The following is a 15,951-nucleotide window of genomic DNA, read 5'->3' as shown; positions in this document are numbered from 1 at the left end:
GATGTGTGGATTTGTTGGATTTTTGGGTGGGCTCGCCACCCAGGGTCAGCTTGGTGATGAATCTATGCTCACGCGCATGGCCGACACCATTGCCAATCGGGGGCCGGATGATGCAGGTTTTTGGTCAGACGGTGAGCAACGGGTAGGCTTTGGACACCGGCGTTTGGCAATTGTTGATTTGTCGCCGGCCGGGCATCAGCCCATGGCCTCTGGCAGTGGGCGGTATGTGATCGCTTTTAATGGCGAGATTTACAACCACCTGGATTGCCGCGCTGCGCTGGCAGCGGCAGGCAAGGAGGTCAGTTGGCGCGGGCATTCGGACACCGAGTCGCTGCTGGCGGGGTTCGATGCTTGGGGGATTCAAGGCACGGTGGAGCGGTGTGTTGGCATGTTTGCTTTTGCCGTTTGGGACAAGCAAACCCGCACGCTCACGCTGGGGCGTGACCGTTTGGGTGAGAAGCCGTTGTATTACGGCTGGCAAGGCCAGGGGAAAAACGCCACGTTTCTGTTTGGGTCAGAGCTGAAGGCGCTTAAAAGCCACCCTGCCTTTACAGCAGGCATTGACCGCAATGCGCTGTGTTTGCTGATGCGTCACAACTACATTCCGGCGCCCTACTCTATCTATCAGGGTATTGCCAAGCTGGAACCGGGCTGCTTATTGACCGTGTCACTTTTGCAACCCATACCTGTTGTGGCGCGCTATTGGTCAGCGGCCGAGGTGGCTGTTGCCGGGTGTGCTACGCCGTTTGCTGGCACGCCTGCGCAGGCGGTGGACGCGCTGGAGGTGCTGCTCAAATCTGCGGTGCAGCAGCAGATGATGGCGGATGTGCCGTTGGGGGCTTTTTTGTCCGGTGGCGTTGATTCATCCACTGTTGTGGCGTTGATGCAGGCGCAGTCCAGCCGCCCGGTCAAGACCTTCACCATTGGTTTTAACGAGGCGGGCTACAACGAGGCGGTGCACGCCAAAGCGGTCGCCAAGCATTTGGGCACCGAGCACACCGAGTTGTATGTCTCGCCGCAGCAGGCGCTGGATGTGATTCCGCGTTTGCCCACGCTCTATTGCGAGCCGTTTTCTGATTCGTCGCAGATTCCTACTTTTTTGGTGTCGCAGCTAGCGCGCCAGCAGGTCACCGTGTCGCTGTCGGGCGATGCGGGGGATGAGCTTTTTTGTGGGTACGGCCGTTATTTGCAGGCCAATCGTTTGTGGCAAACGCTGCGGCCATTTCCAACCGCTACTCGACGTTTGGCGGCGCGCGGCCTGACCGCCTTGTCGCCGGCAAGGTGGAATGCATTGCTGGGGCCGGTGCAGGGATTTTTTCCGGGGTCGTTGCGACAAGCTAACTTGGGCGACAAGCTACATAAGGGGGCCGCGGTGTTGGCCGCTGCGGATGTGGATGCGTTGTACTTGAGGTTGGTGTCGCATTGGGATGATCCAGCGAGCGTGGTCATTGGGGGCAAAGAGCCCCCCACATTGCTCACCGGCAACGCACCGCAGCTCGCGGGGCTGAATGAGATTCAACGCATGATGGCGTTGGACACGCTGACCTATCTGCCGGATGATATTTTGGTGAAGGTAGACCGGGCTGCAATGGGGAACTCTTTGGAAGGCCGTGTGCCGTTTCTGGACCATCGCGTGGTGGAGTTTGCCTGGAGCTTGCCGCAAAGCATGAAGCTGCGCGACGGCGTGGGCAAGTGGGTTTTGCGTGAGGTGCTTTACCGCCATGTGCCTAAAGCGTTGATTGAACGCCCCAAAATGGGGTTTGCCGTACCTATTGGTGACTGGCTGCGGGGGCCGCTCAAAGAATGGGCGGCGGCTTTGTTGGACGAGTCTCGTTTGCAAAAAGAAGGTTTTTTCCACCCTAAGCCGGTTCGGCAAAAGTGGGAAGAGCATTTGTCTGGGGTGCGAAATTGGCAGGGCCATTTGTGGGATGTGCTGATGTTTCAGGCTTGGCTGGAGCAGCAATGAGCGGTAGGCTGGTGAAACCGATAAAGGTATTGATCGCCCTGAACACAGCCTGGAACTTGGTGAACTTCCGGTCAGGTTTGATTCGCGCGCTGGTTGCGCGCGGGTATGAGGTTGTGGCCGTGGCCCCGCAGGACGAGTACGCAGATCATCTCGCCGCGCTGGGCTGCCGGTTTGTAGCACTGCCCATGGACAACGGCGGCACACACCCTGTTCACGATGTCTTGCTGCTTCTGCGTTTTAGGCGATTGTTCGGACGGGAAAAGCCCGACGTCTACCTGGGCTACACGGTGAAGCCCAACGTGTATGGGTCTTTGGCCGCCCATTCAATGAATATTGCCGTCATTAACAACATAGCTGGTTTGGGTGCAGTGTTCATTCGTGACGGCTGGTTGGTGAAATTGGTGCGGGGCTTGTACAAACTGGCGTTGCGGCGCTCAAGCAAGGTTTTTTTCCAAAACCCTGATGATTTGAAGCTATTCAAGGACAGTGGCTTGGTCAGGCCCGAGGCCACTGAACTGTTGCCCGGTTCAGGCATTGACCTGAATCGGTTTGAAGTAGTCCCTTTGGCCCAAGAGATGCACCCCGCCGGCAAGTTTCGCTTCCTGTTGATTGCTCGCATGTTGCGTGACAAAGGCGTGGGTGAGTTTGTGGAGGCGGCAAGGTTGATCCACAAGCGCTGGCCCCAAGCCGAATGTTGTTTGCTGGGATTTGTAGATGCTCAAAACCCCACGGCAATTTCGGGCACGCAAGTGGATGCGTGGGTGGCGCAAGGGGTTGTGAACTATCTTGGCGTGAGTGATGATGTTCGCGCTGAAATAGCAACTGCAGATTGCATTGTTTTGCCATCCTACCGCGAAGGCACACCCCGCACATTGCTGGAAGCCGCCGCCATGGGCCGCCCCATCATCACCACGGATGCCGTTGGCTGCCGCGAGGTGGTGGACGATGGTATCAATGGCTACTTGTGCAAAGTACGCAATGCCGAAAATCTGGCCGCCAAGATGGAGCAAATGCTTTCACTGAGCCAGGATCAACGCAAAAACATGGGTTTACGCGGTCGAGAGAAAATGGAGCGGGAGTTTGACGAGCAAATTGTCATTCAAAAGTATTTGAATGCTATTGATGCCATATTCTCCACCCGCCCAATTAAATCCAGCATGAGTAGCTATCAAACATGAAGCTATTGGCTCGAATTCAAACCATGTTGAGTCCAACAGAAGTACAGCCGAAGGACCTTTAGTCGAGATCGACTTTGGCCGTCTCGCGGAATTCGAGATCAGTGCATTAAGGCTAGCAATTTAATTTGAACTGACTGAGTTCAAACCGTTCAACCCATTACCGAAACGTCCAGTTGGCCTCAATTGAACGTGGAGTTACCACGTACCTGACACCTTTGTCGCCGTCCTGTTGGTTGCCGACCAGCGTGCCAATGGCGTACCCCATGAAAGCGCCGGCAACTGTGTCGGACACCCAGTGTTCCCGTTTTTGAACTCTGCCAAACGCGGTTGCGGCGGCGAGGCCATACAACCAAGGCATGTCATGCTGTTGCGCATAAGGTGTAGCCAAGGCGAAGGCCAAGGCGACGTGATTGGACGCAAAGCCGGACTGAAAGGCGCCGCTGTTCAATCCATCAAAACTTGCTGATCCTTGCCGATCAGTGGGTCGGGCACGGCCCACCACAAACCGGGTCAGGGTATTGACGCCCAAGGTATACGCGGCGGCCTTGAGTGCGGTTTCTGCGGTGGTAGCGGCGGGCTGACCGCCAATGCCGGTATAGAGTAAGCCTGCACCCATGGCAAGGGCCACGGGGATGGCATTGGTCGCTGACCCAATTCGATCGATCTTGCCGGTTTGATGCGAGGTTGCCCATTTGTCGGCTTTCTTGTCCAACAAGCTAGAGGCCAAAATTGCGCCCCCGGCCCACAGCCAGGTGGAGGCGGGAATGCCGGCAACCTGGTGACCCAGGGTGGCGGCACTACCGCCAAAAGTCTCCAACGTGCTGGGATTGGGCTCGCTCAATACGTAGCTGCTGTCATCACCTGACTTTGCCGAACCCGGCTTTGCCTGGCGCCATTCCAGGGCGCGAGGATCACGCTGACGGGTCAAGTCAATCAAGTTGAAACGACGGTTCAATCGAGCGCCGCCGTCCCGTGTCAGCGGATTCCAGACGATGGTGCCGTTGGTCGAGGTGGATTTGGGGAGCATCACATCAAACGGGATATTGACGTAGATGCCTTTGTCAAAGCTGCCTTCGCCGAAGTCAGCGGCGGAGACATTGGTTTTGGTTGCCCAGGCGCCCAAGGCAACGCCATTGGAAAAAACTCGTTTCAGGTCTAAAGTGGCGCCAAAGTCGCCAGCCAGATAGCGCCCGGCACTTAGCTTTACCTGAATGTCGTTCCAGCCTGTATCCCAATACAGGGAGGCATGGCCCGTGGAGACCGCGTAGTCTCGCAGCGCAAGGTTTTGTCGAAAATCTCGCTGCCGCACCCGGTTGACATCTAAACCAACGGCAAGCCGGCTTTGCCATGGACGGTATAGCCACTCGCCCCCAATGCCGGCGTACATGCTTTCAAGCATGCCGCCATACGCACTCACATAGTGACCGTGACCAAGGTCACGCACATGGGTCAGCTGCAAAATCGGCATGGTCAATGCCGAAGTGGTCGCGTATTCCCGTGCCAGTGTTCGAACCCTTGGCAGCTTGCTAGGTGCGTCGTAGGTGAACTGATCGTAGTTGTCCAGCACCCGAAGGTTCACCCCACCGGTGATCCAAGTGTTATCACTGAAGCGATGCTCTATGTTGCTTTGTACGCCCAATTGGTACAGCAAAAAACCATCCGGACCACCCAGAATTTGACTGTAGCTGGGGCTAAGGTCCGCAGAGAACCCTGGCGAGCGAGCAGACCACCTGTCACCCACCTCGTCACTTGCGTCCGATGGCGCTTTAAATGGCTCGAACCCTGCGCGCGTTTGTTGCGAAGGCAGGCGCAGTGCAGGCGACTCGGCGCGAGTTCGCTGCCCCACCCACTCCGCGCGGTCAATTTCAATCCGAGACATCGGTAGGCCCCGCTCCTGCAGTTGCAGAACGAACTTTTTTGAAGTTGCAGGTGCGTCTCGATGTAAAACAGCGACCGCGCGCTCTATACGCTCCTGCAGATGAATCGCCGCATCTGTTTCAGCAAGCACAGTGGTTGTAGCGTGCTGATGATTGATACTTCGCACTGACCAGCCGGTATACAGTTCAATGTTCGCTGCCGTCCCGCGCCATCCTGACGGAGGGAGTTGAGTTGGTGACTGGGTCGTCACCGGTGGCAACGCAGGGTCGAGCAACTTCGGCGAGTAAAGGGTGTTAAGGCCGCCGTGAAGTGTCACCCCCATCATGACGGTGTTGCCACGTTCAATAGCCAGGCTGAAATCGATGTTGGGAGAGTACCGATAAACAGCGCCTAGGTTGAACGCGCTTTTGGTGATCTGATTATTCTTTAGCGGCTCGTGCTGATAGTCGTTTCCATCCAGTTCCAACTTCAACACCAGCGGGTTGTACGGTGAGTGCCATTGCAAGCCGCCAAAAACAGCCACAGGGCCGCGAAACATGGATTGAAAGTTAGCCGTTCCTCCTGTTGCTGTGGTGTTGCCCGGTCTTGTTCCAAACGCACTACTCACGAAGGAGAATGGGTTACCCAAGTTGCCACGCGCCCCCAGATAACCCCAGCCCATACCGAAACTGGCATCCCAATTGCCCCAACGCTTGCTGCCCACCAGATATTCGCCTGAAAATAAGCCGGTACCGCCTAGGTCGCGCACGCCCAACGCCACCTGGGGAAGCATATTGGTTTCTTCCAACAGCCGAACCTTGAAGTCAATTGATTTATCTTTGTAAGTTTGATCTCCGGCAATACTGGGACCATAAAGGCGGTTGCCAACATCAGAGTAACGAAAGCCAACCTCCAGCCAATCCAACGGCTGCAGCATCACTGTGCCATGGGTATAGGGCTGGACTCGGCTCAGGTGAAGGCGGACCGCTCCGGTTGGCGCCATGCGGGCGCTGGGGGTTTGTAAAACACCGATTTCGCCCCAATCACTGGCGGTCAACTCAGCGCGCCTCGGCGAAGAACTAGGGTCCAACGAACTCGCATTGACTGGAGGTCTAAAAAGCCCTTGCATCGGACTTGCGGGCGATTGCGTGGCCACAAACCGAATTAGGTTGTCGGAGGCACTGGTTTCAATTCCAGACTGACGACTCGGTGCCCAAACCCAGGCCCCAGGGCCGGGCTCGTCTTGAGCTTCTTGGTTCCATGAGGCAATCCCAAACCGTTGGGTACGACCATCCGGCTGCGCCACCCACGCCCAGTCCACTGACCGCGCAAACGCTGACCCACGGCAAGCTTTAACATAGTCAAGCGCCAATGCGCCAGACACATGAGGAGTCAAGCAAGTATTACCGTCTTCGAAAATAACTGTGACGGCCGTCGGCCGACGATAAAGAACAACGGAATCACCTTCACCCAGTACGGGGTCTTGGACGGATGAGGCCTGGAGCCAACGGGCATCAGAAATTGCGATTGGCAAACGTCCAGTCAATGGCAATGACAACAACCAGGTTGAGAGCAACTCCTTGGCGCTTGCAGGCTCGTTTTTTTCCTTGCGGGTCTTCTGTCGCAAGGACTCAACGACTGCCTCTCGAAGTCGGCCCTGAGGGGCTCGCTCAGCTGAACTGAGCCAATGGAGCGCCGTCAGATCCGCATTTGGCCCCACGGCACGCAAGATCCAATCACTCAAGAGCTCGCCTGGAACAACCGGCGTTGTCTTTGCCATTGCGTCCAATTGAGAAATGGACGGTGGCTGAATTTCTGAACTAGCCGTTGAAGCACCCTCTCGCGCCTTCAACTGGCTCAAGGGTTCGCTACCAACCAGCAACAACGATATTCGGTGATCCAGGTCTGACGCCACTGCAGGCAGCGTTGCGGCGCTCCAGCAGGCAAGACAGATCAAAGTTGCCTGAGCAACTATGGTGCGCTTCATCTTCACGAGGGGAAATCCTATTGGGGCCAGCGGGTTAGTTTCAGACAGAACGAGGCCGTTAGGCATTGCTCTGAATAGACAACGATGTTGCGGCCTTGGTAGGGTCCAACGACATACCACGCCAAAGGAAGGGTAGCCTGCCCTTTTGATTCTTCACTAAACCAGTGGTAGCGAGATTTATCAGGCAACGTCGCCAACTTGGATCCCTGTATGGGAGCTTCACGGCCAAACCAAGGCTTTAATTGAACGAGGTCGACAACCGCATGCTGGTAACCTGGCATCATGTCTCTTGAGCGAGCGTAGTTAGCGCCCTCGACCAGCACACTTGCCCACGGGGGTGGTGCCGGGTCATACCGCACTGAACGCCAATCTACCCCCAAGCCGGCAGTGCCAATGATTCTGCCATTCTGAGTTTTGATCACTTCACGAACAGAGGAGTACCAAACTTCAACATCACCCGCCGGGTGAGGGTCAACATACCCCAAAACCAGCAAAGCAGATTTTCGGCCAACCATGTCCACACGCAAGTACTGGTACTGCGGATTCAGAGTTGCTTGGCTGATAGCTGCGTCACTTGCGCCAATTTGATCAGCAACAACCGCAGAGAAGACCTGGCTTAACGTCGACGAATTGCCGGCGCATCCAAGCAAACTGACTGCAACAACGCCCAATAGAACGCGGCTCAGAAAAACTTGAGGGAAGGTAATTTTCAAAAAAAGAATAGCGCCCGTGGGCGCCATCTCGTTCAAATCAAATTAGCGTTTAACGCGTGGTTCCTGTGGTTCCCGTGGTTCCGCCGGATTGGGTAGAAGCAGCAGCGGCTGCTGCTGCTGCTACTGCTGCGCCTGCTGCAATGACACCAACAGACAGCCCACCTAGACCAGCACCAGCACCAGCACCAGCACCAGCACCAGCACCAGCACCAGCACCAGCACCAGCACCAGCACCACCAGAAGCGGGAGCAGGAGTAATGCCTTGAGCCCACGCGCCCTGCAAGCCAAATGCCAAGGTGGCGACGGCAACTAATGCGATTTTTCTAAATGTCATAGTATTCCATTAAATTAAAAATTTCCAATTATTCTAGCCTGCAGTATTGACCCCATCACTCCTCAACTCAATAGCGATTGAGGCATTGGGCCACCTCTACACTAGCCCATGTGCAATCCGCCATTCACGGAGAAGTCTGCACCCGTGGAATAGCCACCTTCCTCTGACGCCAACCATGCAATGATGGACGCAATCTCGCTGGGCTTGCCCAGACGTTTAACCGGGATGGTGCCGACAATCTTGGCCAGTACATCTTCACGGATGGCGTTGACCATGTCGGTGCCAATATAACCGGGGCTCACGGTGTTAACGGTCACGCCTTTGGTGGCCAGTTCTTGGGCCAGGGCCATGGTGAAGCCATGCATACCGGCTTTGGCAGCCGAGTAGTTGGTCTGTCCGGCTTGGCCTTTTTCGCCATTGACAGACGAGATGTTGACAATACGGCCCCAGCCTTTTTCAACCATGTCGCCAACGACCTGTTTGGTCACGTTAAACATGCTGTTCAGGTTGGTTTCGATCACCGAGTCCCAGTCGTCACGCGACATTTTCAAAAACATGCGGTCGCGTGTGATGCCCGCGTTGTTGACGAGCAAGTCAATCACACCGTGCTCAGCTTTGACTTTGGCAAACGCCTCAACAGTGGACTCCCAGTTGCCGACGTTGCCAGCGGATGCGTAAAAGGTGAAGCCTTGCTCGGCTTGCTCGGCAATCCACTTTGCCTGGTCGCGCGTAGGGCCGCAACCGGCAATCACTTTAAAACCTTCTTTGTGCAGTCGCTGGCAAATGGCGGTCCCAATACCACCCATACCACCTGTCACGTAAGCAACTTTTTGACTCATATTCTCTCCTCGGTAATGAATTTTGAAGCGATGCGGAACAACCTTGAGGACTCACACCGGGCGTGTCACCGTGGTAACACGTCAAGGATATTCTGCACTGGAAATTAGCGCTCGATAGTTAGGGCAACCCCCATGCCACCGCCGATACACAAGCTGGCAATGCCTTTTTTGGCATCGCGGCGCTGCATTTCGTGCAGCAAGGTGACCAAGATACGGCAACCAGATGCACCAATGGGGTGACCAATGGCGATTGCACCGCCATTGACGTTCACTTTGGACGTATCCCACTCCATTTGCTGATTCACAGCACAGGCCTGGGCCGCAAAGGCTTCGTTGATTTCCAGCAAGTCAAGGTCGGCAGCTTTCCAACCAGCGCGCGCCAACGCCTTTTGCGAAGCCGACACGGGGCCCATTCCCATCAAAGCGGGATCGAGGCCACTGGTTGCAAAGCTGGCAATACGGCCCATCGGCTTCAGGCTCAACTCGGCGGCTTTCTTGGCGGTCATAACCATGACACCGGCAGCGCCATCATTCAGGCCCGATGCGTTGCCCGCTGTCACGCCGCCTGCTTTGTCAAAAGCAGGGCGTAAGCCAGCCAACACCTCGGCATTGGTTTTGCGGTTGATGAACTCGTCTGCGGCGAATACGATCGGATCGCCCTTGCGTTGCGCGATGCTGAACGGAATGATTTCGTCCACAAACTTGCCAGCGTCCTGCGCAGCAGCTGCTTTTTGCTGGCTGGCCAGTGCCAAGGCGTCTTGCATTTCCCGGGAGATGCTGTAGGCCTTGGCCACGTTTTCAGCCGTGATGCCCATGTGGTACTGGTTGTAGACGTCCCACAGGCCATCAACAATCATGGTGTCAATCATTTTCCAGTCACCCATGCGCTGCCCGTCGCGGGAACCCGGCAAGACGTGGGGTGATGCACTCATGTTTTCCTGACCGCCCGCGATTACGATGTCGCTGTCACCATAGGCCACAGCTTGGGCAGCCAGCATCACAGCCTTCAGACCGGAGCCACAAACGGCGTTGATGGTCAAAGCCGGCGTTTCCTTTGCCAAACCACTTTTGATGAGCGATTGGCGAGCGGGGTTTTGACCCACGCCAGCGGCCAATACCTGACCCAGGATGACTTCCCCAATTTGGTCAACGCCCAAGCCGGTGCGGGCGAGCAACGCCTTGATCACCGCAGCACCCAACTCCGTGGCCGGCGTTTTGGCCAGGCTACCGCCGAATTTTCCAACTGCGGTACGAGCCGCTGAAACGATGACGATGTCTTCCATGTTTTTTCTCCTGAGTTGTTGTGAAATAGATGTAAGTTAGGCCTTGGCCTTCACGTAGCTACCTGGCGCTGCCTCGATAGCCTTGTGCTTGCCTTTGCCAAAGGTTTTGGGGGCGGCGACTTGTTTGCCGGCTTGGCTCGCCAACCAATCCGACCAATCGGTCCACCAACTGCCGGGGAACTCGGTGGCCCCTTTGAGCCATTCCGCATGGGATTTAGGAAGCTTGCCATCTTCCCGAATCCAGTGGCTGCGTTTGTTTTTGGCGGGGGGATTGATGACACCTGCAATGTGGCCAGAAGCTCCCATCACAAACCGCTTCTTGCCCGGCAAAAACTGGGTGGACGCATACGCGCCGCCGATGGGCACGATGTGGTCTTCGCGTGAGCCATAAATATAGACGGGCATGTCCAAGCCACCCAGGTCAATCTTTTCGCCACAAACAGTGGTTTTGCCGGGTTTTACCAGGTTGTTTTCAAGATAAGTATTGCGCAGGTACCAGGCATAGAAGGGCCCAGGCAAATTGGTAGAGTCGCTGTTCCAATACAGCAAGTCAAATGGGGGGGGCGTCTCACCCTTGAGGTAATTGCCCACCACATAGTTCCAGACCAAATCATTGGGCCGCAGGAAACTGAAGGTGCTGGAGAGGTCTTGCCCCTTCATCAAACCACCCTTGCCCATCTCCTTCTCACGGTACTGAACAAAACCCTCGTCAATAAAGACATCAAGAATGCCGGTGTCCGAGAAGTCAAGCATGGACGTCAACAGTGTCATGCTGGCCAATGGTTTTTCTCCCCGCGCTGCCAACACGGCTGCGGCTGAGCCCAGAATGGTTCCCCCCACACAGAAGCCCAGTGCATTGATGGTTTTGGCGCCCGTGATCTCTTGGGTGACCGCGATGGCTTCAATCGCTGCGCCTTCGACGTAGTCGTCCCAGGTCTTGCCGGCCAAGGTCGCGTCAGGGTTGCGCCAGCTCACCACAAAGGTGCGGTGTCCCTGCGCAACGGCATAACGAATCAACGAATTTTCTGGTTGAAGGTCCAGAATATAGAACTTGTTGATACACGGGGGCACCAGCAAAAACGGTTTTTCGTAGACCTTGGCCGTCAGGGGTTTGTATTCAATCAGCTGAAACAAATCGTTTTGAAACACGACGGCGCCTTCAGTGGTCGCCACGTTTTTGCCAACTTCAAAGACGCTTTCGTCCGTCATCGAAACATGACCTTGCTTCAGGTCATGCAGCAAGTTTTGAATGCCCTTGGCAATACTCTCGCCTTTGGAATCGATCGCCTTCTTTTGGGCATCCGCATTGAGTGCCAGAAAATTGCTCGGCGAGGCCGCCGCTGTGACCTGCTCTAATGCAAACCGGATTCGGGCGCGGGTTTTGTCATCGGTTTCCACCGCTTCAGCCATGCCCATCAAGGTGCGGGCGTTCAGCAAATAAGCGGCGGCGGAGAAAGAGGCGACGGGGTTGGCGGCCCACGCTTGTCCGGCAAAACGTCGATCCCCCGCCGCTGAAGGGGCTCCAGCCGCTGGCGTCAACAACTCTGCAGCGTCGCGAAGATACTGCTGCTGCAAAGTCTGTAGTTTTTCGGGGGAAAAGCTGATTTGGGGAGCGGGAGTTACGGAACCTGCCCCATTTGATCCAGCTCCGAGATCCATATTCTGAAACGCCTGAAAGGCCTTGGACCAGTTCTCATTTAAAGTCTGATGAAATTGCTGCGCGGACTGTGACCAAATTTCAGGTATTTCCTGGCTCATACTCTTTCCTCCTGTTTCGGGCGATCAATTAGCACCCTAGTATCTTAGACGTATCCCACTAATTTCCTGACACAAGCCCTTGAACGGCAACGAAAAATTAATCCATGTACATTGTTCCCATCGCCTGGCTCTACGTGGCCCTCATGATGGCCGTTGCCGAGGCCACCAACACCAATGGCACCGTTTTGGGCGCCATCATTACCTTTTTGCTTTACGGCTTGGGGCCCGTTGCGCTGGTGGTCTACCTCATGAGATCGCCCGCGAGACGGACCGCAATCAAGGCGAAAGAAGCTGCAGAATTGGCCGAGCGCCATTCAACGCATCCAGATGGAGGCAGCAAACCGGCCACTGACGCCATCCCGCCGGTAGGAAAAGAATTGTGACGATCGACTAACCGTGCACCAAGCCTGGCTGCCATCGTTCCCGTAAATGTCTTGAACGCCTTGCGCGTGCAAGCGCTGACGAGCCAAGCCAGCCAAATTGGCGAACCATTTACCTGGCGAATTGGCAACAAACATGGCGTCAGCCGCCGCATCGATGGTCAAAAAGGCCTCCCGAACCTCCGGCCCAACCTCAAACGCCGTAGGGCCAATGCAAGGACCAAGCCACGCTATGACATCAATAGCATCTTGCGCTTGATGAACGGGGGCTAGGGCCCTAAACTGATCAATAACAGCTTCCAGCACACCCCAACCATTGACGCCTGCCAGACCACGCCAACCGGCATGGGCAGCGGCGATCAAAGTCCCTTGTCGATTGGTGAACAGCACAGGCAAGCAATCGGCCACCATCACGGTGCAAGCCAAACCCGATTGACCGGTCGAAGCCGCATCAGCAACGGCTCCGTTGGCCGTGGTTGCGCAAAGGCGCTCGACCTGGGTGCCATGAACCTGCGATAGAAATACAGGCTTGGCACCAATGGCTTGGGTCAATGCGGCGCGATTGGCATCAACGCGACGAATGTCATCCCCGACGTGATCACCAAGATTGAAGGAGTCGAAGGGGCCTGCAGAAACGCCACCGATCCGAGTGGTGCACACCGCTTGCACATTCGCTGGCGCAGACCAGTCCGGGATCAACCAATCAGGATGCAGATTCAAGGCAGTCAAGGTATCCAACAAGGTTAAAGAAGATCAAAGGTTCACTTTGTCGTAAGCCGCCAAAAGTTTGCGATGCAATTCACACCCCTCGATCATCAACCCGGGGGCGTTGAGGCCCATGAATCGGTCGGTCTGCATGATCAGTGCACGGGCTTGAGCAACTGCCCCTGCGCCATAAAGCTGGCGCAGTGCACTCAAGTAAGGACCACTGTCGCCCATCTCGGCAAGGTTGATCAGGCTTTCTATACAGGCATAAACACCGCGCCGCTGCGGATTGATCTGGTCAAAATGGCGGACCCAGTCACACCCCTCCAAGGTAGCTGCCTCATCGCCAATAGCCAAGGCCAATAGCGTTTTCAGTTCGCCCACCCTCAAATCGCTCCAAAAGGTGTCTGCATCAGCCGCCAAGCCGATCACCGCAGCAACCTGCCGCTGGTCTGCCAGCGAAGACTCATTCAAGGTGTCCAGCAAATCAGAGCATTCTTGATCATCCAACCCGGGTAAGTTCAAAATCGCCTCACGCACAGAGTTGCCGACACTGTTGTTCTCAAACTCCAGGTCATCGACTGGGTAGATTTCAGACATGCCCGGCACCAGAATGCGGCAGGCATAGACGCCAAGGTGCGTGAAATCAGCGATATAAATGTCGCGCCCGTCCCGGTGAATTCGGTCTACTGCCCACGCATAGTCTTCTTGCGTTGAGGTGCTGAAATTCCAGTCGCAAAATTCGTGGTCAGGTTCGTCGCCTAAAAATTTCCAGTGAATCACACCACTGGAGTCGACGAAATGAATCTCAATATTGGTGGCACTGGCGGCCTCCTCCAGGTCAAAACCCGGCGGGGGAAAGCCTGACAAGGAGTCGAGCGCCCGGCCTTGCAGCAACTCGGTCAGCGCGCGCTCCAGCGCAATTTCGAGCCGGGGATGGGCGCCAAAGCTGGCAAAACACCCCTGATCTTCCGGGTGCAGCAACGTCACATTCATTACCGGGTATTGCCCGCCCAGTGACGCGTCTTTGACCAAAATGCCAAAACCGGCTTCTCGCAACGCCTTGATACCCGCCGCAATACGCGGAAAGCGTGCAATCACGGTCTCAGGGACATCCGGCAGGCAAATGCCTTCGCTGATGATTCGCCCCTTGACGTGGCGCTCGAAAATTTCAGACAAGGCCTGTGTACGCGCCTCTGCCTGCGTGTTCCCCGCCGACATGCCATTGCAGACATAAAGGTTGCCAATGATGTTGACTGGAAAGTAAACCGTGACGCCGTCGCGTTCGCGCACGTAGGGAATCGCGCAGATACCGCGCTCCAAGTTTCCGGAGTTGAACTCAACCAAGCTACTGGCGTCAATATTGTTCGGGTTGTAGAACTTGCGCAGCCCCTGCGTCAACAAGCCCGTGGGCCAAGACTCATCCTCACCAAACCCAAACCATTTTTCTTGAGGGTAGTGAACGTATGGCCGACTCGCGACCTCTGGCCCCAGGTAGTAATGCGTCCAAAAATAGTTGGTAGACAAGCGCTCAAAAAACTCTCCCAAGGCGCTGGCCAGGCATGCCAGTCTGGTTGCGCCCTTGCCATTGGTAAACAACAATGGGCAATCCCGGTCTCGAATATGAACTGACCAAATTCCGTCGACGGGGTTGAGCCAACTCCGCTCTTCAATATGAAACCCGAGTTCTTGCAGCTTGCCTTGCATGCTGTTGATGGTCGATTCGAGCGACGCATCCTTGCCTGGAATAAAGTTTTCGGATTTCATGGCTGCCAGCATAACCGACGGTCACGACCTATCATGTGACCCAGCTGCCCACGTTAGACTTCACGATCGGTGCTTAGACACCGGTTCCCAACCCCTGATTCACTGGAGATTTGCATGATTCTTGAGCTTGCCGACATTCGTATTCAGCCCGGCCAAAATGCCGCGTTTGAGGAAGCAATTCAACGCGGGTTGAACACGGTGATCCACAAGGCCAAAGGCTTCCAAGGCTACAAAGTCAACCGTGGCATTGAAAGCACCGAGCGCTACATTCTTCAAATTTTCTGGGACACGCTGGAGGATCACAACGTTGGTTTTCGGGAGTCGCCCGCGTTTGCAGAATGGCGAGGCATCGTCGGTCCGTTCTTTGCGGATCCACCCGTGGTTGAGCACTTTGATCTGGTGGCCAAGTCCGATTGAACCCAATTCCTTCAGCTTACTCTATGGACTATATTTTTCCTCCGAGCGCCCCTGTCGCCATTCCCGTCACAGGAACCACAGGCCTTTTCCCGGTGCACCGCATTTACTGCGTGGGCCGCAATTACGAAGACCACGCCAAGGAGATGGGGCACACCGGCCGTGAGGCACCTTTCTTCTTTATGAAGCCCGCCGATGCGGTTGTCTTGGTCGGCCCTGGCGAGACGGCACCGCTGCCCTACCCCAGCCTGACCAGCAATCTGCACCATGAAGTGGAGTTGGTCGTGGCCATTGGCAAAGGTGGTCAAAATATTCGTGCCCAGGACGCCAACGAGCACATCTTTGGCTATGCCGTGGGTTTGGACATGACCCGCCGCGATTTGCAAGGTGATATGAAGAAGCAGGGCCGCCCTTGGTGCATTGGCAAAGCGTTTGATGCATCCGCGCCTATTGGTCATATCACCCTAGCTCAACAAGCCGGCGACATTGTCAACGCGGAAATCTCACTCTCGGTGAACGGCACCGAGCGGCAACGCAGCACTGTGGCCAGTCTGATCTGGAACATTGCAGAAACAATTGAGCAACTGTCCGCCGCATGGGCACTTCAGCCTGGGGATCTGATCTACACCGGCACCCCGGCCGGCGTAGGTGCCGTGGTGTCTGGCGACTTGCTGGCAGCTCACATCACTGGGCTGGAAAGCATCACGCTGCGCTTGTCCTGACGACCTGTTGGAGCGCAAACTGCTAAAGGGCCCTGAAGAGGGCCTTTT

The 15,951-nt window shown here is 55.8% G+C and carries 13 protein-coding genes; 5 read left to right on the top strand and 8 right to left on the bottom strand.

Annotated elements, in window-relative coordinates; genetic code table 11:
* Nucleotide 1: 1 nt before the first annotated feature.
* Complete coding sequence (asnB, locus tag J8G15_RS03855) at nucleotides 2-1,966, top strand: asparagine synthase (glutamine-hydrolyzing) (RefSeq protein WP_210546244.1); 1,965 nt, start codon at nucleotides 2-4, stop codon at nucleotides 1,964-1,966.
* A complete protein-coding gene (locus J8G15_RS03850; RefSeq protein WP_210546243.1) occupies nucleotides 1,963-3,144 on the top strand; it encodes a glycosyltransferase family 4 protein in 1,182 nt (393 codons plus the stop codon). Before asnB ends, J8G15_RS03850 begins: the two co-directional genes overlap by 4 nt.
* Before the next feature lie 157 nt (nucleotides 3,145-3,301).
* Here J8G15_RS03850 and J8G15_RS03845 read toward each other — a convergent pair whose 3' ends face one another.
* From J8G15_RS03845 to J8G15_RS03820, 6 genes are all read right to left on the bottom strand, one after another.
* Nucleotides 3,302-6,058: a YjbH domain-containing protein gene (locus J8G15_RS03845; protein WP_240538430.1), complete on the bottom strand. Its 2,757-nt coding sequence runs from the start codon at nucleotides 6,056-6,058 to the stop codon at nucleotides 3,302-3,304.
* 947 nt (nucleotides 6,059-7,005) lie between these two features.
* Nucleotides 7,006-7,728 (bottom strand): YjbF family lipoprotein, encoded by a 723-nt coding sequence (locus J8G15_RS03840; RefSeq protein ID WP_210546241.1) that lies wholly within the window; start codon nucleotides 7,726-7,728, stop codon nucleotides 7,006-7,008.
* A 135-nt stretch (nucleotides 7,729-7,863) separates the two neighbouring features.
* Complete coding sequence (locus J8G15_RS03835; protein WP_210546240.1) at nucleotides 7,864-8,010, bottom strand: hypothetical protein; 147 nt, start codon at nucleotides 8,008-8,010, stop codon at nucleotides 7,864-7,866.
* A gap of 126 nt (nucleotides 8,011-8,136) precedes the next feature.
* Nucleotides 8,137-8,874 carry an acetoacetyl-CoA reductase gene (phbB, locus tag J8G15_RS03830; protein ID WP_210546239.1) on the bottom strand — a complete coding sequence of 246 codons (738 nt, stop codon included), beginning with the start codon at nucleotides 8,872-8,874 and terminating at the stop codon, nucleotides 8,137-8,139.
* Between the two features lie 104 nt (nucleotides 8,875-8,978).
* On the bottom strand, nucleotides 8,979-10,157 hold the full coding sequence (locus J8G15_RS03825) for an acetyl-CoA C-acetyltransferase (RefSeq protein WP_210546238.1): 1,179 nt from the start codon (nucleotides 10,155-10,157) through the stop codon (nucleotides 8,979-8,981).
* Between the two features lie 36 nt (nucleotides 10,158-10,193).
* Entirely contained in the window at nucleotides 10,194-11,915 is a 1,722-nt protein-coding gene (locus tag J8G15_RS03820; protein WP_210546237.1) for an alpha/beta hydrolase, read from the bottom strand.
* Nucleotides 11,916-12,019: 104 nt separating this feature from the next.
* Here J8G15_RS03820 and J8G15_RS03815 point away from each other — a divergent pair, with 104 nt between their 5' ends.
* Nucleotides 12,020-12,298 carry a hypothetical protein gene (locus J8G15_RS03815; RefSeq protein WP_210546236.1) on the top strand — a complete coding sequence of 93 codons (279 nt, stop codon included), beginning with the start codon at nucleotides 12,020-12,022 and terminating at the stop codon, nucleotides 12,296-12,298.
* On the opposite strand, the gene pgeF is transcribed toward J8G15_RS03815, so the two are convergent.
* Both pgeF and ycaO read right to left on the bottom strand, forming a co-directional pair.
* Nucleotides 12,230-13,036, bottom strand: a complete 807-nt coding sequence (pgeF, locus tag J8G15_RS03810; protein ID WP_240538429.1) for a peptidoglycan editing factor PgeF — start codon at nucleotides 13,034-13,036, stop codon at nucleotides 12,230-12,232. The genes J8G15_RS03815 and pgeF overlap by 69 nt on opposite strands.
* Nucleotides 13,037-13,048: 12 nt before the next feature.
* Nucleotides 13,049-14,767: a 30S ribosomal protein S12 methylthiotransferase accessory factor YcaO gene (gene ycaO, locus J8G15_RS03805; RefSeq protein WP_210546235.1), complete on the bottom strand. Its 1,719-nt coding sequence runs from the start codon at nucleotides 14,765-14,767 to the stop codon at nucleotides 13,049-13,051.
* Between the two features lie 114 nt (nucleotides 14,768-14,881).
* On the opposite strand from ycaO, the gene J8G15_RS03800 reads away from it, so the two are divergent.
* Nucleotides 14,882-15,184 carry an antibiotic biosynthesis monooxygenase gene (locus tag J8G15_RS03800; RefSeq protein ID WP_210546234.1) on the top strand — a complete coding sequence of 101 codons (303 nt, stop codon included), beginning with the start codon at nucleotides 14,882-14,884 and terminating at the stop codon, nucleotides 15,182-15,184.
* A gap of 23 nt (nucleotides 15,185-15,207) precedes the next feature.
* Entirely contained in the window at nucleotides 15,208-15,903 is a 696-nt protein-coding gene (locus J8G15_RS03795; RefSeq protein ID WP_210546233.1) for a fumarylacetoacetate hydrolase family protein, read from the top strand.
* Nucleotides 15,904-15,951: the final 48 nt, after the last annotated feature.

The sequence above is a fragment of the Rhodoferax sp. PAMC 29310 genome (genome assembly GCF_017948265.1).
Classification (GTDB): domain Bacteria; phylum Pseudomonadota; class Gammaproteobacteria; order Burkholderiales; family Burkholderiaceae_C; genus Rhodoferax.
Note: the sequence above shows the minus strand (reverse complement) of the source record. Positions and strands in the feature narration are given on the sequence as shown.